This window comes from Marinobacter sp. BW6 (genome assembly GCF_008107725.1).
Taxonomy (GTDB): domain Bacteria; phylum Pseudomonadota; class Gammaproteobacteria; order Pseudomonadales; family Oleiphilaceae; genus Marinobacter.
Window position 1 is genome coordinate 705,260 of sequence record NZ_VIRN01000064.1, and the last position, 21,236, is coordinate 726,495.

General features: G+C 58.2%; 18 protein-coding genes. 3 read left to right on the plus strand and 15 right to left on the minus strand.

The annotated features are described in order from the left end of the window. Positions 1–24: 24 nt before the first annotated feature. Positions 25–1,392, plus strand: a complete 1,368-nt coding sequence (gene senA, locus FMN52_RS11765) for a selenoneine synthase SenA (protein ID WP_148608793.1) — start codon at positions 25–27, stop codon at positions 1,390–1,392. Positions 1,393–1,418: 26 nt separating this feature from the next. On the opposite strand, the gene FMN52_RS11770 is transcribed toward senA, so the two are convergent. The 12 genes from FMN52_RS11770 to FMN52_RS11825 form a co-directional block, all read right to left on the minus strand. Then, entirely contained in the window at positions 1,419–2,993 is a 1,575-nt protein-coding gene (locus FMN52_RS11770; protein WP_148608794.1) for a cation:proton antiporter family protein, read from the minus strand. Between the two features lie 109 nt (positions 2,994–3,102). After that, positions 3,103–4,041 carry an alpha/beta fold hydrolase gene (locus tag FMN52_RS11775; RefSeq protein WP_148608795.1) on the minus strand — a complete coding sequence of 313 codons (939 nt, stop codon included), beginning with the start codon at positions 4,039–4,041 and terminating at the stop codon, positions 3,103–3,105. A 123-nt stretch (positions 4,042–4,164) separates the two neighbouring features. Then, positions 4,165–5,451, minus strand: a complete 1,287-nt coding sequence (purD, locus tag FMN52_RS11780) for a phosphoribosylamine--glycine ligase (protein ID WP_148608796.1) — start codon at positions 5,449–5,451, stop codon at positions 4,165–4,167. A gap of 116 nt (positions 5,452–5,567) precedes the next feature. After that, entirely contained in the window at positions 5,568–7,148 is a 1,581-nt protein-coding gene (purH, locus tag FMN52_RS11785; protein ID WP_148608797.1) for a bifunctional phosphoribosylaminoimidazolecarboxamide formyltransferase/IMP cyclohydrolase, read from the minus strand. An 84-nt stretch (positions 7,149–7,232) separates the two neighbouring features. Further along, the gene (gene fis / locus FMN52_RS11790) at positions 7,233–7,550 is read right to left on the minus strand and encodes a DNA-binding transcriptional regulator Fis (RefSeq protein ID WP_008170934.1); all 318 of its coding nucleotides are present in this window, start codon (positions 7,548–7,550) and stop codon (positions 7,233–7,235) included. Beyond that, positions 7,547–8,542: a tRNA dihydrouridine synthase DusB gene (gene dusB, locus FMN52_RS11795; protein ID WP_240339510.1), complete on the minus strand. Its 996-nt coding sequence runs from the start codon at positions 8,540–8,542 to the stop codon at positions 7,547–7,549. Before dusB ends, fis begins: the two co-directional genes overlap by 4 nt. A gap of 227 nt (positions 8,543–8,769) precedes the next feature. After that, positions 8,770–10,014 (minus strand): DUF3426 domain-containing protein, encoded by a 1,245-nt coding sequence (locus FMN52_RS11800; RefSeq protein ID WP_148608799.1) that lies wholly within the window; start codon positions 10,012–10,014, stop codon positions 8,770–8,772. Positions 10,015–10,075: 61 nt separating this feature from the next. Then, positions 10,076–10,972, minus strand: coding sequence for a 50S ribosomal protein L11 methyltransferase (gene prmA, locus FMN52_RS11805; protein ID WP_148608800.1), 897 nt, complete (start codon positions 10,970–10,972; stop codon positions 10,076–10,078). A gap of 2 nt (positions 10,973–10,974) precedes the next feature. After that, the gene (accC, locus tag FMN52_RS11810) at positions 10,975–12,321 is read right to left on the minus strand and encodes an acetyl-CoA carboxylase biotin carboxylase subunit (protein ID WP_148608801.1); all 1,347 of its coding nucleotides are present in this window, start codon (positions 12,319–12,321) and stop codon (positions 10,975–10,977) included. 18 nt (positions 12,322–12,339) lie between these two features. Further along, entirely contained in the window at positions 12,340–12,795 is a 456-nt protein-coding gene (gene accB / locus FMN52_RS11815; protein ID WP_148608802.1) for an acetyl-CoA carboxylase biotin carboxyl carrier protein, read from the minus strand. Between the two features lie 26 nt (positions 12,796–12,821). Next, entirely contained in the window at positions 12,822–13,262 is a 441-nt protein-coding gene (aroQ, locus tag FMN52_RS11820; protein ID WP_148608803.1) for a type II 3-dehydroquinate dehydratase, read from the minus strand. Positions 13,263–13,577: 315 nt separating this feature from the next. After that, entirely contained in the window at positions 13,578–15,191 is a 1,614-nt protein-coding gene (locus FMN52_RS11825) for a diguanylate cyclase (protein ID WP_148608804.1), read from the minus strand. A gap of 198 nt (positions 15,192–15,389) precedes the next feature. On the opposite strand from FMN52_RS11825, the gene FMN52_RS11830 reads away from it, so the two are divergent. After that, positions 15,390–17,390, plus strand: coding sequence for an EAL domain-containing protein (locus FMN52_RS11830; RefSeq protein WP_148608805.1), 2,001 nt, complete (start codon positions 15,390–15,392; stop codon positions 17,388–17,390). A 7-nt stretch (positions 17,391–17,397) separates the two neighbouring features. Next, positions 17,398–18,450 (plus strand): DUF2333 family protein, encoded by a 1,053-nt coding sequence (locus FMN52_RS11835; protein ID WP_148608806.1) that lies wholly within the window; start codon positions 17,398–17,400, stop codon positions 18,448–18,450. Between the two features lie 74 nt (positions 18,451–18,524). On the opposite strand, the gene ppa is transcribed toward FMN52_RS11835, so the two are convergent. The 3 genes from ppa to rpiA all read right to left on the minus strand — a co-directional run bounded on the left by ppa (position 18,525) and on the right by rpiA (position 21,138). Then, complete coding sequence (gene ppa / locus FMN52_RS11840) at positions 18,525–19,052, minus strand: inorganic diphosphatase (RefSeq protein WP_148608807.1); 528 nt, start codon at positions 19,050–19,052, stop codon at positions 18,525–18,527. Between the two features lie 119 nt (positions 19,053–19,171). Continuing rightward, complete coding sequence (locus FMN52_RS11845) at positions 19,172–20,311, minus strand: acyl-CoA dehydrogenase family protein (RefSeq protein WP_148608808.1); 1,140 nt, start codon at positions 20,309–20,311, stop codon at positions 19,172–19,174. Positions 20,312–20,457: 146 nt separating this feature from the next. Next, positions 20,458–21,138, minus strand: coding sequence for a ribose-5-phosphate isomerase RpiA (rpiA, locus tag FMN52_RS11850; protein WP_148608809.1), 681 nt, complete (start codon positions 21,136–21,138; stop codon positions 20,458–20,460). Positions 21,139–21,236 lie beyond the last annotated feature (98 nt).

The following is a 21,236-nucleotide window of genomic DNA, read 5'->3' on the forward strand; positions in this document are numbered from 1 at the left end:
GTATTTGGACAAGTGGTTGGCGAGATGACAGCGATTGAGCAAATCGATCAGGCAAAGGCGGAATTGCTGGATCAGCTTGAATGGACAAGGAAGCGTACCGAGACCCTGGTGTGTTCTCTCCAGGAGCCCGCGCTGGACGTGCCCTATCATCCTGGTGTCAATCCGCCGCTATGGGAAATGGGCCATGCTGCCTTTTTCTATGAGGTGTTCGTGTTCAACCTGCTGGATGGCACATCCAGCCATGATCCGTCCATGGACGATCTTTGGGACTCTTTCCATATCGAGCACAGCGACCGCTGGAATAGGGAGCTGTTTCCCGGGCGGCAGAAAACCCTCGAGTACTTCAACCTCATCTATGACCGCGTTGCTGAGCGGATCGAAAGAGAACCTCTAACCGACCAGGCCCGTTACCTTTACCGCTACGCGATCTACCACCAGAACATGCACATTGAGTCGATGATCTGGTGCCGACAGACCGTTGGCTACCCGGCGCCTCCTGGGCCCGATCTTTACCGGCCGGCACCGGGCGATCCGCATGACGGAGACGCATTGATTCCGGCAGGGGAGTGGCTGATCGGGATGCCCGGTGAGTCAGAGCGGTACGCCAGTGACGACTTTGCCTTCGATAATGAAAAACCACGGTTTACCGTGAAGCTGGGGTCGTTCGCCATTTCAAAATGCCTGGTCAGTAATCGCGAGTTTATGGCGTTTGTGGAGGACGGTGGCTATCGGCGACCCGATCTTTGGTCTTTCGGCGGGCAGAAGTGGCTTCAGACTGAATCCGATGTGGCCCTTGTTCATGGCAGTGAAGAACCGCTGTTTCGGGCTCCCCGTCACCCGCTGTACTGGCGCTGGCACGATGACCAGTGGCAGGAGCGGCTGTTCGATCGCTGGCAGTCCCTGAACCCGGACGCACCGGTCACCCACGTGACTTACTGGGAGGCAGAGGCGTATTGCCGGTGGGCAGGACGTCGGCTGCCGACGGAATACGAGTGGGAAGTCGCGGCTCTGGGTAATCGCCCGGGCGAGCCCTTCCGGCGTTTTCCCTGGGGCAACTCGACGCCGACCGAGCAGCTGGCGGATCTGAGCGGGCGTGCCATGGCGCAGAACCCGGTGTTCGATTTTCCTGAGGGAGACAGTCCCTTTGGCTGCCGCCAGATGACTGGTACCGTCTGGGAGTGGACCAGTGACCAGTTTCTGCCTTACGACGGTTTCAAGGTGGATATGTATCCGTTCATGTCCACCCTGCAGTTTGGCGATCACAAAGTCACCAAAGGTGGGAGTTGTGCGACATCGTCCTGCCTGATCAGAGGCACCTATCGGCAGGCATACCTGCCGCTTCGAAACGACGTCTATACCGGTTTCCGAACCTGTGCGCTTGAGCGAGGCTGACAACCGCACTGTGCGGGCTGGCTCGATTACTCGGACTTTCCCATAACCAGGGATGGTTTGGCGGGCGTTTTGTCGATGAGGTGGCTGGCCAGGGCCACGCCGGTTTCGCTCATGGTCAGATAGGCTTCGTCTGCCCCGGCTTCCCGGATCTGTTTCGCCTCATCCTCATACATGGTGTGGGCCACGATAAAGCCCTTGAAACCCAGTTTCCGGAGCATCCGTGCGGCGATCAGTTTGCCCTCTATGTCACCCATGGCGAGAATCACCGACTGCACGGCGGGCATGTGCAAGCCGTTCCAGAAGGAAGCGTCCTCGGCATCGGCGAAGACCACATTACGGCCCTCCTTCTGGTGTTGGCGGGCCTTTGCCGGATCAGAGTCCAGTCCCATCAGTTTTGGCTGATCCTCGCAAAGCCAGTCGTAGGCAGCGGTGCCTGTGCGGCCCATGCCCATGATCAGGACCCGGGTGTCGCCCAGCGATAGCGGTTGTTCATCCGGATGATGCTTGCTGCCCTCAAACCGGCTGAGATCCTGGGAGTAACGCTCATAAAGACCATGTGCGAACCGGTTGATCGGTGCTGAAAACAGGAAAGACAGCGACACCGAGATCGCCAGTGGCACCAGCCATTCAGGCAGGGCAACACTGGCGACAATCAAGCCGAATTCGCTGTAGTTGGTGAGTGCCAGGGCGCTCAGGAAGCCGCTGCGGGCCCGCAAACGGAAGGCCAGGAGCAGGAAAAAGAACAGGACCCCTTTCAGCGGCAGGACCAGCCCAGCGATTACTGCGAATAGGAGCGCATCCCCGTCGGGCAGACCGCCAATGCCAATCTGCAGGAAAAAACCCACCAGGAACACTTCCTTGACGCTCCAGAGCGATTTGGAGAGCTCCTGGGAACGAGGATGATTTGCCAGCATGGCACCGAAAACCAGCGCGCCGAGCTCCGAGCTGAGACCGACTGCCTCAAAGCCAAGCCCGCCGACAACGAGCGCTAGAAGCAATCCCAGAAGCACCAGCAGTTCGTCGTGGCCACTGGCATCCAGCAACCTGAACAGAAGAGGTCGAAGCAGCGGGAGCCCGAACACAATCAGCGCCCACTCGGAGGGTGTCTTGCCGGCGGCAAGGCTCATGACGACCAGGGCGATCAGATCCTGCATGATCAAGATGCCGATGGCGACTCGTCCGTGGAACGCCCGCAGTTCCCGTTTGGATTCGAGCACTTTGGCTGCCAGCACCGTGCTCGAGAATGACAAAGCGATGGCCAGCATCAGTGCAGTCGACCAATCAAGGTCCATCAGGAGGTACACGCCGGGGGTGAACACCGCGCAGGTGATGCCGAAGTGCAGCAGGCTGCCGCCAATCACTTCAGGACTGACGATGGATCGGAGCTTCAGCTTCAACCCCACTGTGAACAGCAAGAGGAGTACGCCAAGGTGCGCGATGTGCTGGAGAACACCGGTCTCCTCGATTACCACACCCGTTGCCTCGGCAATGCCACTGAGCACAAAGCCGGCAGCCAGATAGCCAACAAGAGGAGGGAGACCAACAAGCTTGACCAGCAGGCCAAGGCCGAAGGCAAAGGTAATCCAGATCGCTTCAGGCATGGGGTATCAGTTCGGACGTCAAAAGCACAATGGTTGCTAGGCTACCCTGTTTTGGCGTGCCCTTGTAGTCGCTGAAGGTGGAAAGCGGAAACTATTGTTCAAATGGACCTCACTCAGCCGGTCGGCCGATAAAGGCTCGGAACAGTTCTGCTGATTCGGCCGGGGCCTCCACCATCGGTGCGTGGCCGATGCCTTCCATCAGTTCAAGCCTGGCATCCGGGATTGCTGCTGCGAACACCTCGCCGTTTCGGTAGTTAATAACCCGGTCTTCCTTACCCCAGATGATCAGGACCGGGGCCTGAATTCGGGTGATCGCATTGCGGAAGTCCGACTCGAAACCGGCATCACGAATGGCCGCAAAAATGACCTCGTTGACTTCCTGGTTGGCGATGGCCCGCTCTTCCATCACGCCCATGATCGGCCATGGCACAAAGGGCTCTTTCTCAAGGGCAAACTCCATGAGCCGTTCAAAATCTCCGGGCTGTTTCGGGATCAGGGGGTTGTCTCCCTCCATCACCAGATCCACCAATTCGCTTTCATATTCCAGAATGCCGGCAGGGTCGAATAGCACCGCCGATTTTACGTTTTCGGGATAGTTGGCGGCGTAGAGTGCGGTAATCGCACCACCCATGGAGTTGCCCATAATGTGGGCATTATCTACCGACAGTGCCTCCAGAATTTGCGCGACGTAGCCTGTCTGGTCTTCCAGGCGGTAGCCGATATCCAGGGGTTTGCTGCTGTCACCGTGCCCGGGCAGGTCGATTGCATAGACATTAAAATCGTCTGTCAGGTGGCCGGCCAGACGGGTCCAGTTGTCCTTGTTGGCCCCGAAGCCATGGATCATTACGATGGTGTCGCCATCAACCGCCTGATGATTTCTCAGATAGGCGATCTCGAGGTTATCGACAGCCACGGTATCCGCTTCCAGACCTGCAGAGGACCGCTCAAGCCCGATGGCTGTCTCGTAAATGCCTTGGCGTGAGCAGGCGCTCAGAAGCAGTGAGACAGTCAGAATGAAAACAAGGTTCAGTGGAAGAGGGCGTTGCATCTGGGGCTCCTGTCGGGCGGCTCATTGGCATCCGTTGCGAGGCGTTTACATTACTCCATAAAAAAGCCCGGTCAATGACCGGGCTGCGTTTTCGCGGACTGGTTCAGCCCCTTTTAGTCGGGGTCAGGACTGTTCTCGGGCAATGGCTCGAAATGCGATGTCCTTGCGATAGAAGGCGCCGTTCCACTGGATCCGTGAGGCCAGTTCGTAAGCCCGTTTCTGGGCTTCGGTAACGGTATTGCCAAGCGCCGTGGCACAGAGCACCCGACCGCCGTTGGTGACCACTTGGTCACCGTTAAGGCGGGTGCCGGCGTGAAACACCTTCTCGCCCTCGGTCTCGGTCTCCGGCAGACCGGAAATGGCATCGCCCTTGTTATAGCTGCCCGGATAACCACCGGCTGCCATCACGATACCGACGGAGGCGCGGTCATCCCATTCGGAGTCGCACTGGTCCAGCTTGCCGTCGATGGCCGCGTCGCACAGTTCTACAAGGTCGGACTTCATGCGCAGCATGATCGGCTGGGTTTCCGGGTCGCCAAAGCGGCAGTTGAATTCGATCACCTTGGGGGTGCCGCTGTTATCAATCATCAGGCCGGCGTAGAGGAACCCCTTGTAGGGATAGCCCTCGGCCGCCATGCCGCGCACGGTCGGATAGATCACTTCATCCATGATGCGTTGATGAACATCGGCGGTCACCACCGGGGCCGGCGAGTAGGCGCCCATGCCACCGGTATTGAGACCGGTGTCGCCGTCGCCCACCCGTTTGTGATCCTGGGAGGTGGCCATGGCCAGTACGTTCTCACCATCCACCATCACGATAAAGCTGGCTTCTTCGCCTTCGAGAAATTCCTCGATGACTACACGGCTGCCGGCATCGCCGAACGCGTTACCGGCCAGCATGTCGCGGATTGCATCTTCGGCTTCTTCCAGGGTCATGGCAACGATCACGCCTTTACCGGCAGCGAGGCCATCGGCTTTGACGACGATCGGAGCGCCCTGTTTGCGAACATAGGCCAGCGCTTCGTCCACATCAGTGAAGTTGCCGTAGCCGGCTGTCGGGATTTTGTGGCGTGCCAGAAAATCCTTGGTGAAAGCCTTGGAGCCTTCAAGCTGGGCAGCGCCAGCACTCGGGCCGAAGACCCTCAGGCCGCGCTGCTCGAACTTGTCCACGATGCCTGCAACCAGCGGCGCTTCCGGGCCGACGATGGTAAGCCCGACATGGTTGGTGGCGGCGAAGTTGGCCAGGCCGTCCAGGTCCATCACGTCGATGTCGACATTTTCCAGGCCGGTTTCCCGTGCCGAGCCGGCGTTTCCGGGCGCTACAAAAACACGGTCTGCCTTGGGGGATTGCGCGGCTTTCCAAGCCAGGGCGTGTTCACGGCCGCCGGAGCCAATAACCAGAATATTCATGAGCGTATTCCTGTGTTGTCGGATTACGCCGTTGGCTAATCCGACCTACTGTATTCGAGCTTCAGATCGTAGGTCGGATTAGCCAACGGCGTAATCCGACACTCTCAAATCTTCCCTTAATGCCGGAAATGACGCATGCCGGTGAAGACCATGGCGATGCCGTGTTCGTTGGCCGCGTCAATCACTTCTTGATCGCGCATGGACCCGCCAGGCTGAATAACGGCGGTAATGCCCGCCGCTGCGGCTGCGTCAATGCCGTCCCGGAACGGGAAAAAGGCGTCGGAGGCCATCACCGAGCCTTTCACTTCCAGACCTTCATCAGCGGCCTTGATTCCGGCAATCTTGGCGCTGTAGACCCGGCTCATCTGGCCGGCACCGACACCGATGGTGCGACCGGCCTTGGCGTAAACAATGGCATTAGACTTGACGTATTTGGCCACTTCCCAGGCAAACAGCAAGTCATTGAGCTCCTGCTCGGAAGGCTTACGTTCTGTTACCACCTTAACGTCTTCCATGGCCACCATGCCCAGGTCACGGTCCTGAACGAGCAGACCACCGGTCACACGCTTGTAATCCATGGAGCGCGCACGATCACCATCAAACTCGCCGCAGGCCAGAAGGCGAACGTTCTTCTTGGCGGATATAAGTTCCACCGCTTCCGGAACGACAGTTGGCGCGATGATCACTTCCACAAACTGACGATCGATGATGGCTTTGGCGGTTTCCGCATCCAGCTCCCGGTTGAAGGCAATAATGCCGCCGAAGGCTGATGTCGGGTCGGTGGCGAAGGCCAGATCGTAGGCCTGACGAATATCGGCACCGATGGCAACACCGCAGGGGTTGGCGTGTTTGACGATCACGCAGGCCGGATCCGCGAAGGGCTTCACGCATTCCAGGGCGGCATCGGTGTCGGCCACGTTGTTGTAGCTGAGCTCTTTGCCCTGGAGCTGTTTGGCCGTGGCCACGCAGGCTTCCTTCGGGTTGCGCTCGGCGTAGAACGCGGCACGCTGATGAGGGTTCTCGCCGTAACGCATGTCCTGAACCTTCACGTACTGGGCGTTGAAGGTACGGGGGAAATCAGCGTTGTCATTATCAGGCGTGCGCCCGCCCAGGTAATTGGCAATGGCGCCATCGTAGCCCGCCGTGTGCTCAAACGCCTTGACCGCCAGATCGAACCGAGTGTTGTAACTCAGTTGGCCATCGTTGGCATCCAGCTCCTTCAGAACCCGGCTGTAATCTGAGGCGTTCACCACGATGGCAACGTCGTTGTGATTCTTGGCGGCGGCGCGAACCATGGTCGGCCCGCCGATATCAATATTTTCAATGGCGGTCGGCAGATCACAGTCCGGGTTCGCCACGGTGTCCTCGAAGGGGTAGAGATTGACCACAACCATATCAATGGGGCTGATGCCATGCTCGGACATCACCGCATCGTCGGTGCCCCGGCGACCAAGAATCCCGCCATGGATCTTCGGGTGAAGGGTTTTTACCCGGCCATCCATCATCTCGGGAAAACCGGTGTAGTCAGAGACTTCCGTTACCGGGATGCTGTTTTCTTTCAGGAGCCGGTAGGTGCCACCGGTAGAGAGCAGCTCAACGCCGCGTTTGGTCAGAGCACGTCCGAAATCGACGATGCCGGTTTTATCACTCACGCTGATCAGGGCGCGACGGACTGAGGTGTTAGCCTGGTTTGCCATGGGTCACTTTCTTCGCTGGAGATGAACGAATAAGGGCCTCGCGAATGGTGTCCGGGAGGCCCTCTTCAAATCAGGGTGTCTGGATTATAGCAGACCGTACTGCTTCAGCTTCTTGCGCAGGGTCCCGCGGTTCAGGCCCAGCATGGTCGAGGCCTTGGTCTGGTTGTTGCGGGTGTATTTCATCACCTGTTCAAGCAGGGGAGCTTCCACTTCGGAAAGCACCAGCTGGTAGACCTCGGTCACCGGAGCGCCGTCCAGTTGGGCGAAGTAGTTTTTCAGGGCAACCTCAACGCTGTCGCGCAGGGTGACGGTGTTGCCGCTGCTGTTCACCGTCTGCAACTGATGGATATCATCGTTGGCGGGGGTGCTCAGGTTGTCGTTTGCCAAAGTCTCAGCGCTCATGCTGCGAATACCTCTCCATTTCGTAAGCCTGCAAAATACCGTTGAATCGTGTCTCTCTGCTCCAGCGCGTCGTCGATGGCGTTGAAGCGTTTGCGGAACTGTTTACCCCGATCGTGGGACTGCAGGTACCAGCCCACGTGTTTTCTGGCAATACGCACACCCATGGTCTCACCATAGAAGGCATGCAGAGCCTGGAGATGCTCGGTCAGGATATCTTCAACCTCATCCAGCTCCGGTGTGGCCATGTGGCTGCCGGTTTCCAGGAAATGCTGGATTTCCCGAAAAATCCAGGGGCTACCCTGGGCGGCACGGCCAATCAGCAGACCATCGGCGCCGGTATGGCGAAGCACGTCCCGGGCTTTCTCCGGCGATGTAATATCCCCGTTGGCAAACACCGGGATGCTGATGCGGGACTTCACATCGGCGATGGTGTCGTACTCGGCGCTGCCCTCGTACTTATCCGCACGGGTCCGGCCGTGAATAGCAACAGCCTGAATGCCGGCATCCTCTGCCATCCGGGCAATGACCAGTGCATTGCGGTTGTCCCGGTCCCACCCGGTGCGCATCTTGAGGGTGACGGGCACATCAACCGCCTGAACCACCGCCTCCAGAATGTCGCGAACCAGGGCTTCATCTTTCATCAGGGCGGAGCCGGCAGCCTTGTTACAGACCTTCTTGGCCGGACAACCCATATTGATGTCGATGATCTGGGCGCCGAATTCCGCATTCTGGCGCGCTGCGTCGGCCAGCATTTGCGGGTCACCGCCGGCAATCTGCACCGAGCGGGGCTCCGGCTCACCTTGATGGTTAAGGCGTGTCCGGGATTTGCGCGTATGCCAGAGTTTGCTGTCCGCTATGACCATTTCAGAGACCGCCAGACCGGCGCCCAACCGCCGGCATAAAAGACGGAATGGTCGGTCTGTTACGCCAGCCATGGGCGCAACAATCAAAGGGTTGGGCAGGGTGTACGGCCCGATTTTTGCCGTTGGCAGCATGATCTGAGTCCGTGTCACAGCGGGTTAAGCAAAGGTCGGGCTGAGCGGTTGTTCAATAAGTAACCGATCCAGCATCCGAAGGGCGGTAATGATACCGCCGGGTGGGCCATGATTGAAGGGGCTAGGCGGTGAAAAAACTGATTATTTTTCGCCCTTTTTGGTTGACTTTTGTTCTGTGTGGTGGCCGTCGGCAATGGCTGTCGAGTAAATACTTCCTTACTGCTTCAGGGTGCGTAGGGGCGGAAGAGGATGTTGTAATTGACCGCGTCGCGGCCAGGATCACGGATATTGATGGCAATGCGCACGGGCGTATCCGTGGGCATGGCATCCAGCTCCCGGCCTTCGCCAGCCAGGTATTCTTTGGGCGTGAAAAGGCTCTGGGCAACCACATCGCCATTCAAATTGGAAAAGGTCAGGGCGATGGCGGGAAACGGTTGTTCGAAGTCGGCCCGGTTGATGATTACGGCGTCGACCACCAGTTGCGAGCGGTTATCCGGATCGGTCCGTACCACCAGTTTCCGGCTTTGTATCGCTTCAACATTGATCAGCGGTTGGAGCTCGCAGCCGGCCAGTGCACAACCTTTTTCATAAAACGGTCGCAGCTCGGGAATGGCCGACAGGCGGTCGAACTGGAACCAGGTAACCTGGGCAATCAAAACGCCGATCAGGGCGAGTACAATAATACTCCAGACCATGGTCCGGACGCCGCCTCTGCCGGAATTGACGGCAACGGGGTCGCGACGCAGGTCCCGAAAGGGCGGGTCGGCATGGAAGGAGTCGGCTGGTCGATCTGGTTCATCGAAACCGAAACCGGATTCGTCCACAAAGTCGTCGAAGGGATCCGTATCCCTGTCCTGGCGGACGCCAGTGGAAGCGGGTGTTTCGGTCTGTTCGAACACCGGTTCTTCTTCGAGGCTTGGCTCGAACTCCGGTTCTGGCCTGAGTTCGGGGTCGGAGGCTGGCTCAGGTTCTGATTCGGGTGACGGGTCAGGCCGCGCGGGTTCCGACGGTTTGCGTGGTGCCGGCTCGTCGTCCTCGAGGATGGCTTCAGCCCAGCTCTCATCGATATTTTCGTCAGTGGTGTCGGTTTCAGCATCCTTATAATCTGTCTCGTCGCGTTCGTCGAAACTGCGGAAGCTGTCACTGAGTTCGTCGTCAGAGAAGGTCAGTTTGGTACCGGCGTAACGACCTTCAGCCGCATCCTCTTCGGGGTTGTCGGCGAATACGAAATCTTCTTCACTGACTCCGGAGCCGGGAGTACCTGATGAGGGAGTTTCACCCGGCTCCACAGTTTCCGGAGATGACGGTGACTTGTTGCCGCCAGGAACAACCTGGTGCTCTATGGCATTGAACACCTTCATGCAGTTCCCGCAGCGTACCTTGCCCTTGGCAATGCCAAGCTGTTCTTCGGTTACCCGGAATCGGGTCTGGCAGTTCGGGCACTGTGTCTGCAGGCTGCTTTGGGTCATGCTTCTTCCTGAAAGCGACTGGGCTACGAGTGTCGGAGTTTAGACGTTAAGAGTGAATTCGTCATCTGTCGTTACGCCGTCCTGTGAGGCGTATCCACTCTTCCCGCTGTTCAGGCTCGTCCATCACGAACCAGGGCTCGTAGGCGGCCATCACGTCCCGGGCCTGACTGGACAGTATGCCGGACAAGACCAGGTCGCCGCCGGGTCTGGTTCGGGATGCAAGATGGGGGGCAAGGCCAATCAGGGGTTGAGCCAGTATGTTGGCAAGCATGATATCGGCTTTGGCCTCGGGTTCATCGTCTGGCAGAAACAGGTCCAGTTTGCTGTCGTCGACACCATTGCGCCTGGCATTCTCCCGACTGGCTTCTAGGGCCTGCGGGTCAGTGTCGACGCCAATAACATGGTCTGCGCCAAGCAACAGGGCCGCCAAGCCAAGAATGCCCGAGCCGCAGCCATAATCGATGACCTGCTTGCCGTGGGCGTCCTGACCATCGAGCCATTCCAGGCAGAGGGCCGTGGTCGGATGGGTGCCGGTACCAAAGGCCAGGCCGGGGTCCAGCATCAAATTCGCCGCATCGGGGTCCGGAGCGTCATGCCAGCTGGGAACAATCCAGAGCCGCTCCCCAAACCTCAGGGGCTGGAAGTCGTCCATCCAGGCCCGCTCCCAGTCCTTGTCCTCAACCAGCGTCACTTCGATTTCCGGAAGCGCCTGCTGGGTTTGCTGGTGCCAGGCATCCCGGATATCGGCGCAAAGCCGTTCGAGATCCCGGCCGGATTCGAATAATCCGGTGACGGTGGTACGGCTCCAGAGAGGGGTGGTGCCGGGGTCCGGCTCGTACAGGGGCTGGTCGGCGGCATCTTCCATGGAGACGGCGTCAGAGCCCATCTCCATAAGCAGATCCTCCAGCTGATCCGCGTTGTCCGGATCAGCCGGGATCTGGAGTTGTATCCAGGGCATGATTAATCCCGCATCAGTTTCTCAAGGTAATGGATGGTGAAGTCTACCTGTTTAAAGCCACCATCGCGTACCAGTTTCCGATGCAGAGGCTGGTTGGTCTTGATGCCTTCGACCACCAGTTCGTCCAGCGCATTCTTCATCCGGCGCCGGGCGATGTCCCTGTCGTCACCCCAGGTAATTAGTTTTGCCACCAGGGAATCGTAGTAGGGCGGAACGGTATAACCGCTGTACAGATGCGAATCCACCCGGACACCGTTGCCACCGGGAGCATGGAAGTGCTTGACCTTGCCCGGGCTGGGAACAAAGGTTTTCGGGTCTTCGGCGTTGATGCGGCACTCCATGGCGTGCCCGGAAATCCGGATGTCGTCCTGGGTGTATTGCAGTGGCAGCCCGCTGGCGATGCGTAGCTGTTCGCGGACAATATCAACACCGGTGACCATTTCGGAGACCGGGTGTTCCACCTGTACCCGGGTATTCATTTCGATGAAATAGAACTCGCCGTCCTGGTACAGGAACTCAAAGGTGCCGGCGCCCACGTAGCCGATTTCCTTGCAGGCATCGGTACACGCCTTCAGGGTGCGTTCCCGGGACTCTGCATTGATGTTCGGGGCCGGGGCCTCTTCGATCACCTTCTGGTTCCTGCGCTGCATGGAGCAGTCACGGTCGCCCAGATGAATGCAGTTGCCATGCATGTCGGCAAGAACCTGGACTTCCACGTGTCGCGGGGTTTCCAGGAATTTTTCCAGGTACACGGTCGGGTCGCCGAAGGCGTTCTTGGCTTCACTCTGGGTGATCTGTACCCCTTTCAGCAGGGCTGCCTCAGAATGGACCACCTGCATGCCGCGTCCACCGCCGCCGGAGGCAGCCTTGATCATCACCGGGTAGCCGATTTCCCGGGCGATCCGGAGTGTTCGCTCTTCATCATCATCGAGCGGCCCGTCGGAGCCCGGCACGGTTGGAACGCCGGCCTTGATCATGGCGTTGATGGCCGACACTTTGTTGCCCATCAGGCGGATGGTCTCCGCTTTGGGACCGATAAATCGGAAGCCGCTTTTCTCCACCTGTTCGGCAAAATCAGCGTTCTCGGCGAGGAAGCCGTAGCCTGGGTGGATGCCCACGGAATCAGTCACTTCGGCGGCGCTGATGATGGTCGGGATGTTCAGGTAGCTGTCGGTCGCGCTGTTGGGGCCAATACAGACAGACTCGTCGGCGAGACGAACATGCATCAGGTCGCGATCAACCTGGGAATGCACTGCCACGGTCTTGATGCCGAGCTCCTTGCAGGCGCGCAGAATCCGGAGGGCAATTTCACCCCGGTTTGCGATCAGAACTTTTTCTAACATGGCCATGAGTAGCTATCACCGCGTTCAGGAAATGACGACCAGGGGCTGGTCAAACTCAACCGGCTGGCCATTCTCGACCAGGATGTCCTGGATTGTGCCGCTCTTGTCGGCCTCAATCTGGTTCATCATCTTCATGGCTTCCACGATACAGATGACATCACCCACATTGACGGTCTGGCCAACTTCCACAAACGCCTTGGCGGTCGGCGACGGTGAACGATAGAAGGTGCCGACCATGGGCGACTTCAGGGTGTGGCCGGACGGCGCAGCAGGTGCAGAAGCCTCTTCGGCGGCCGGGGCAGACGCCGCCGGAGCGGGCTGCTGCGCAGGCGCAGGGTAGTGGCTCACGTACTGGGGGCCGGCAGCCGGCTCGCGGCGGCGGGAAATGCGCACCGAATCGTCGGCTTCGTGAATCTCCAGCTCCTCTACATCAGATTCCTCGAGCAGCTCGATCAGTTTCTTGATTTTACGAATATCCATAGTCAGTCCAGTCCCGTTTGTCAGGTCTATCGGTGAATGCGTTTCAGGGCCGCCTGGAGTGCGAGGTCGTACCCTTGGCTACCTAGCCCACAGATAACGCCTTCGGCGATATCCGAGAAATAAGAGTGATGCCGGAACGGTTCCCTGGCATGCACGTTGGAAAGATGCACTTCAATAAAGGAGATTCCCGAAGCCAGCATGGCGTCCCGCAGGGCAACGCTGGTGTGGGTGAAAGCCGCCGGATTGATGATGATGAAATCCACGCCTTCCGCCCGGGCCTCGTGAACCCGTTCAATCAGTTCGTATTCGGCGTTTGATTGCAAATGCAGCAGATGATGACCGTGCTCTGCCGCCAGTGAACGCAACCGGTCGTCGATATCCGCCAGTGTCTCGTAGCCATAGACCTCCGGCTCGCGTGTACCGAGCATGTTGAGGTTGGGTCCATGGAGCACGAGAATTGTCGACATGGTTCTGTCTGCCTTGGTGTCTTTTTACAGGATCGCCGAAGTTAACGGCATGTTCCCCCAATGGTGCGTGCTTGTTTTGTTCAGATCAACACTTTTTGACAATCTTCCCTGTTGTCCATTGGTCGTAAAAAGACGGCAAATGAATCGAAACGGGATCTTTCCGCTGATGACAATCATTGTCGTGAACGGCGGAACGAACTTCTATACGACGTTGGTTTCATAAAAGGTAGCAGCCGGGTAGGGTCTCAGCCATGCCCGACGGAAAATTGTCTGGAGAGTTCTGTGCAGAGCGAGATGGGCCGGGACGGCCCGGAATCAGGAATCGGCCAGAGTCACGCAGTTGCGGCCAAGTTCCTTGGAGCTGTAGAGCGCTCGGTCCGCTCGCTCGCACAATGCCTGGGAGGTTTCATTATCCCACGCGGCGATGCCGCAACTGAAGGTGACATTGAATTCCCGGTCGCCGGCCGGTTGGAGCAGCTCGGAGAACCGTTCCCGGATTTCATTGAGAACATTACGGGCATCGCTCGGGCGGGTATTGGGCAATATGATGGCAAATTCCTCACCGCCGTACCGGCCAATATGGTCGGTTTTGCGCAGGCGTTGCTTGAGAAACATCGACAGGCTTCGCAATACCCGGTCGCCGATTGGGTGGCCAAAGGTGTCGTTCACTTTCTTGAAATAGTCGATGTCGATCATCGCAAAGCACAGTGGCTGATCTTTCTGACGCGCCCGGGCAATCTCCTGATCCAGCAGGTGGAGGGTATGGGTGTGGTTGAACAGGCCGGTCAGGCTATCGCGGATCATCAATGCCAGAAGCGAACGGGCGCGTCGGCCACGGTTGTGGATGGTGGCGATAAGGTGCTTCGGGTCGATTGGTTTGGTCAGGAAGTCATCGCCCCCGAGGCTCATGGCATGGAGCTGTTTGCTGACGTCCTCTTCGGCCGACAGGTAAATGATGGGTACGCTGTGAAAGCGGTCCTGCTGGCGGATCACCCGGGCGATTTCCATGCCCGTGCAGCCTGGCATATACATATCGAGGATGATGATCTCTGGAGAAAACTCTTCCAGGGCGTAGATGATCTGCATCGGGTCGGTGATGATGTGGGCGGTCATGCCCGCCTTTTTCAGCACCGTTTCCATGTATTTGGCCTGGGCCCGGGAGTCATCCAACACCAGAACCTTGTAGGGCTCCACCGTGTTGCCGTGGGTGTAGGTTTCGATCTTTTCGATCAGCTGGCCCGGATCTACGGCCGGATAGAAGAACTCTTCCCCGCCGCAACGGGATGCCTGCAGGCGGGTCTCGATAGAACCGTCCTCATCGCTCACGAAAATGATGGGGATGGGTGTGTCGTGGCGTTCCTGCAGGCGTTCGATGGTGGAAATGCCGGCATTGGGCGATCCGCCGAAGTTGACGTCCACCAGAATGGTTTCCGGCTTGTGAAGTGCGCAGGCCTCGGTCAGTTCATCGGCGTTGGCAAAGGCCGACGCCCGGAAGCCGAAAAACTCCAGTTGCCGGATAAGGCGGGCCGCCATTTCCTGGTTGGCCAGGGCGATGTAGACCGGGGTGCGACGGAACTGGTGGGGCGACTCGGAACTGTTGAGATCGGTCCTGCGCAGGGTGCTCTGTGACAGGGTCTCGATGGCATCCCGAAGCTGTCTTTCAAGGCTATCGTCCAGTGCCGAGCCGGATTCCCATTGTTTGATCAGTTCCAGCGTGGTCTGCCCGGCCCTGGCGTGGCTGTCCATTTCGAACCGCTGGGCATAGCGCACCAGCTTGTCTGCAGCGGCGGCAAACTCGTTGCGATGGGCGGCGGCCTTGTCCCGGTCCTCGTGAATTTTCTGCCAGGTATCCAGAACAACCCGGGCCTGGGTTGTTACACGGCGTGCGAAATGCTGCCTGAGTTTTTCTTTCTGGCTTTCGTCGTTCATGTTGCTCGGGCCTGTCTCTTTTTCGTTATTGGTCGTCTTTCCCCGGTGCGGACGATTTTTCAACCTTAGTCCTTTTGCAGAGTCTATAGTGTTTAATGTTGTCGGCGTAGGTTGCGCTATGTAAATGTTTGTCAACTCTGCGGTGCAGGTCACAATCACCTGGCCGGCTGGCTCACAGCCAATCCGGAGAAGCTCTTCATGGCACGGAAGCACATCCCCCTGAAGCGGAAGCAACAGGGTGTGGTCACATTGCGAACCATGCTTCTGGTGTTGACCGGAAGTCTGCTGATTACCCTGCTGGTTGCGGTGTTCATTACCAGCTTCGGGTATTTCCGGGACTATGTCTCGGACCAGCTGGCTGGCCATGCCCGTGACGGGGCAACGGCCATAGGCTTGTCCCTGTCCAACGCCATCGACGGTCGTGATCCGGTTGCCTCCGCTTCACTGATCGATGCGGTGTTTGATAGTGGCCGATACCTGTCAGTCAGCTACCTGAATCACCAGGGCGAGCAGATTGCCGGTCGGGCCATGACGCTCAATGAAGTAGCTGTGCCTTCCTGGTTTCGATCCTTTGCGGCTCTTCCCCTGCCGGTTGCGGAGGCACAAGTCGTGCGTGGCTGGAGTCGCCTCGGAACCGTGCAGGTGATCAGCCATCCAGGCCGCGCGTACGAGGATCTCTGGCGAATCACCATCGGGCTGACTGTCAGCACTACTGTTATCGGGGCAATTGGACTGTTTGCCATCTTCCTTCTGCTCCGTCACACCCTCCGTCCGCTCCGTGCCCTGGAAAATCAGGCAAAGGCCCTCGGCCAGAGGGACTTCAGAAAAAAAGTCTTCTTCAGGTCGACCCGGGAGATCAACCAGGTGACTGACGCCATGAACCAGATGGCGGAAGATCTGGGGCAGCTTTTTGAAGGGCAGGCCAAACTCATTCAGCACCTGCGCCGGGTCAACAACGAGGATTCGGTTACCGGGCTGGCCAGCCGCAGTGCCTTTGATCAGCGCCTGAAAGTGGAAGTAGAGTCCGAGGAAAAGGCTGCGCCCGGGATCCTTATGTTGATTCAACTGGCTGATTTCTCAGGATATAACCAGGCCTACGGTCGAAGCGAGGCTGACCGGCTGTTGTTGAGGGTGGCGACTCTGATCGCCGATTTCGTCATGCAGCATGCAGGATCGTTTGCCGGCCGCCGGGCTGGTGCTGAATTTGCTGTTTTTCTGCCCGGTGTGATGCCGGCCGACGCCGGTGTCTGGTGTCGGCAAATGGTGAATGATCTCGACGGGGTATATGCAGATCTTGCCTCGCCGATGGATACCGCTGTGCATGCCGGGCTGGCCAGAACTCGTGAGGGCCGTGGCGCCCGTGACCTGATGGCGGCTGCGGATGAAGCATTGCGTGCTGCCCAGGGCCGGGCCAAGACAAACTGCCATCTGGCTGATCCCGAAAAGGATGGCCATCACAATCTGGAAACCTGGCGGGTGATTATCAGTCAGGCGATCCGCCAGCAGACGCTTTCGCTCTGGCTTCAGCCCATGGTCAACGAAGGCCACCTCATGCCCGTTTATCATCAGGTGTTCTCCCGAATCGATTCTGCCGAAGGGGTCCTGAAAGCTGGCACCTTTGTGCCAATGGCAGAGCGGTTCGGGCTGATTTCAGATATTGATCGCCTGCTGGTTCAGCGGGTTCTCGATCGCCTGAAGGAATGGCCGGATCAGCCGCTGGCCGTCTCACTCGGCAATGCATCCGTGGCCAGCGAGGCGTTTCGTGCGGATTTGATAGACCAGCTGCAGCAGGCCGGTTCACTGGCACGAAACCTTTGGATCGGCATCTCCGAACAGACCATTCACCATCAGCGCACGGCTGTGGGGCTTCTGGTCAGGGCTTTAGGGCGAATGGGCGTTCCGGTCCTGGTTGACCGATTCGGGGTTGGCGGTGTGCCATTCAGTTACCTGAGAAATCTGAGGTTTCAGGCCCTGCGTATCGATAACACCTTCGTTCACGATATCGACACCCATGACGATAACCGGTTCTATATAGAGTCCGTTGTGGCCATCGCACACAGTCGAGGCGTGAAAGTGTTCGCCACAGGAGTGGAAACTGCCGCGGAATACTCGGTACTCTGTAAACTGGGTATCGACGGGGCCATGGGTTACCATCTGGGCCGGCCGTTTGCCGCTGACAATCAACAGACAGGGGATTAAAAGTCATATGCCAGGCAAAATCAGACAGTACTTCAAGGACAAGAAAGACGATGTTCAGGATTATGCCGGTGGCAGCGGTGTAATCGGCAAACTGATTCTGGCGTTGGTTGTGGTCTACCTGCTGGTGGCGCTGGTGCTCGGCATGATCTGGAGCAGCGAACCTGAGACTTACTCGGTGCGAGAGCACACCCGTTCGGTGTCCAACACCATGGAGAGAGAGCCCATCACCGGGTTTGCCACAACAGTGACCATGATCCGTATTGCAGAAACCCTGCTGGACAAGCCCGGCGGCTACATCTCAAACGATATTTTTCCTCCGGGGCTGTGGCTGGATAACATGCCCAATTGGGAGTACGGCGTATTGGTTCAGCTCCGTGACCTCTCACGCGCAATGCGTAAGGACATCAGCCGCTCCCAGAGTCAGTCGGCGGAGGACAAGGATCTGATTATTGCCGAGCCCCAGTTCCACTTTGACAGCGAGAGCTGGGCAATTCCGTCCACCGAGGCCGAGTACCGCCGTGGCATAACCGCTTTGAAGCGCTATCTGGACCGGCTGTCGAGCCCGGAACAGGCTGACGCGCAGTTTTTCGCCCGTGCAGACAATCTGAGTAACTGGCTTGCGGATCTCGAGACTCGCCTCGGAAGCCTGTCCCGTACGCTTGGTGAGAGCGTTGGTAAGGCCTCGGTATCAGACGCCGTGGTCAACATGGACGACGGGGACCCGCTGGCGGAAGAGGCCACGGGAGAAGACGTGAAGACAGACTGGACCAAAATTGATGACGTTTTCTACGAGGCTCGCGGTAGCTCCTGGGCACTTTTGCACATCTTCCGGGCAATCGAAGTGGACTTCCGGAAAGTGCTACAGGACAAAAATGCCATGGCCAGCGTACGGCAGGTGATTATCGAGTTGGAAGGTGCCCAGGGCGAAATGTGGAGCCCGGTCATTCTTAACGGCAGTGGCTTTGGCGTGCTGGCCAACCACTCACTGACGATGGCCGCTTACCTTTCCCGGGCCAATTCGGCGATCAGTGATATGCGGGATCTGCTGTCCCGGGGCTGATGGCTGTTGGTGTTATCTGAGAAACAAAAAACCGGGCGCGAGGCCCGGTTTTTTTATGCCATGAAATCTCCGGCTCAGCCTTTATAGGCGTTCACGGAATCCACGATGGCTTTCTTGGCGGCTTCGGCGTTGTCCCAGCCTTGCACCTTCACCCATTTGCCCGGCTCGAGGGTCTTGTAGTTCTCGAAGAAATGCTTGATCTGGTCGCGCAGCAGCTCGGGCAGATCGTCGATTTCCTTGACGTCGTGGTAGGTGGTGGTCAGCTTGTCATGGGGAACCGCAACCAGCTTGGCATCGCCACCGGCTTCGTCTTCCATGTTCAGGACACCCACCGGGCGACAGCGAATCACAGAGCCAGCCTGGATGGGGTATGGGGTCACAACCAGCACGTCCAGGGGATCACCGTCGTCCGCCAGGGTGTGCGGGATGAAACCGTAGTTGGCCGGGTAGAACATGGGGGTCGCCATGAAACGGTCTACCAGCAGGGCGCCCATGTCTTTGTCCAGTTCGTACTTCACCGGGGAGCTGTTGGCCGGGATTTCGATAGCAACGTAGATGTCTTCAGGCGGGTTCTTGCCTGCGGGGATGTTGTCGAATTGCATGTGCGATCCTTCCTGGTACGTTAACGGTACGTTTAACTGCGGTTAAAAAGTGGGCGCAATTATACGGGAGTATCCTGCAGTTCGAAACTAAACCTTGGTCGTTACATTGGGTGCAGCGTCTACAGTTTTATCTGCTTGGCAATGAGCTCCTTCATGATCTCGGTTGTGCCGCCGCCGATGGAGAGAATCTTGGCGTCCCGATAGAGGCGCTCGACGACGGTTTCCCGCATGTACCCCATGCCACCAAACAGCTGCACCGCTTCCCGGGTGACCTTTTCGCAGACATCCACCGAGAAGTTCTTGGCCATGGCCACTTCCTTGATGGGGTTCTTGCCGGCCTGCATCAGGGCGGCGCAGCGGTAGGTGTATTCACGGGCCACGTCGATCTGGGTGGCCATGTCCACCAGCTTGTGGCGGGTCACCTGGAAGCCGGCGATGTTGCGGCCGAACGCCTTGCGTTGTTGGGTGTATTCCAGCGCCGCTTCGTAGGCCAGTTGAGCGGTCATATAAGCCATGATAGCCAGGCTCAGGCGCTCAAACAGGAAGTTGCTCATGATGGCGATGAAACCGGCGTTTTCGGCGCCGATCAGGCGGTCCGCCGACACACGGCAGTCCTCGAAAAACAGCTCGGCGGTATCGCTGGCCCACCAGCCCATTTTTCGCAGTTTCTTGCCGGTGGAGAAGCCGGGCATATCGCGGTCGATCAACAACAGACTGATACCGCCGTGGCCCTCGCCCCCGGTGCGCACCGCGACGGTGTAGTGGTCGGCCCGCATACCGCTGGTGATGAAGGTTTTGCTGCCGTTGACGATGTAATGGTCGCCGTCACGGACCGCCCGGGTTTTCAGGTTGGCGACATCGGATCCTCCGCCCGGTTCGGTAACCGCAAGGGCGGCAATTTTTTCGCCCCGCAGGACCGGCGGCACGATCTGTTCACGGATTTCCTTTGTTGCCCATTTGGCGACTGGCGGCAGCCCGATATCCAGAGAGCCGAGGCCCGCCACCAGGCCGCCGGAGGTGGAGCGCATCAACTCTTCGGAAACGGCCACTTTCAGAAAGATGTCGCCTTCTCCGATACCGCCCAATGCTTCGGGAAAGCCAATGCCCAACAAACCTGCATCCCCGGCTTTCTTGTAGAGACCCCGGGGAAATTCACCTGCCTCTTCCCAGTCGTCGATGTGGGGCAGCACGTGGGTTTCGATGAATTTGCGGGCGGTCGCGCGGACCTGCTGGTGGGTTTCGTTGAAGTAATCGGACACAGTGACGTTCCCTCTGATCGGAATCAATGCAGAGCAGTGTCGCCCAAATATTGCTACCAAGCAAGCGCTTGGTTGATAATGCTCCAGGCAATAAAAAAGCTGGCCCGAAAGGCCAGCTTCGACAATCGAGGAGGAACAGGAACCGGTCAGGCGCCTTCGCTCGAGACGCTTTTCACGCCGTCTTTGGTTCCCAGCAGCAGCAGATCCGCGCGGCGGCGGGCGAACAGGCCATTGGTGACCACGCCCACGATGTTGTTGAGCTGCTCTTCAACCCGGATAGGTTGGGAAATATCCATGTTGTGGACGTCGATGATGATGTTGCCGTTGTCGGTCACTACGCCTTCCCGGTAGACCGGGTCACCGCCCAGTTTCACGATTTCCCGGCCAACGTGGCTCCGGGCCATGGGGATGACTTCCACCGGAAGCGGGAATTTGCCGAGTATGCCGACCATCTTGGAGTCATCGGCAATGCAGATGAAGGTCTTGGCGACCGCGGCCACGATTTTTTCCCGGGTCAATGCGGCACCGCCGCCTTTGATCAGTTCCAGGCGTTCGTTGGTTTCATCGGCGCCGTCCACGTAGAACTCCAGTTCTCCGGCACTGTTGAGGTCGTAAACCGGGATGCCGTGGCTTTTCAGGCGCTCGGCGGTGGCTTCTGAGCTGGCAACGGCGCCGTCGAAATCGGTCTTGAGTTCCGCGAGCATGTCGATGAAAAAATTGGCCGTGCTACCAGTGCCTACACCGATCACGCTCTCGCTATCAAGACGGGGAGCAATGTAATCAATGGCGGCTTTGGCGACGGCTTTTTTCAGTTCGTCCTGGTTCATCATTGGCTCCGGCTGCAAATCAGGTTGGCTTTGTCGTCATTATAGCGCTTAAGCGCCCTCTGCTTATAGACGGCTACCGTGCAAACTTTCTACACTGT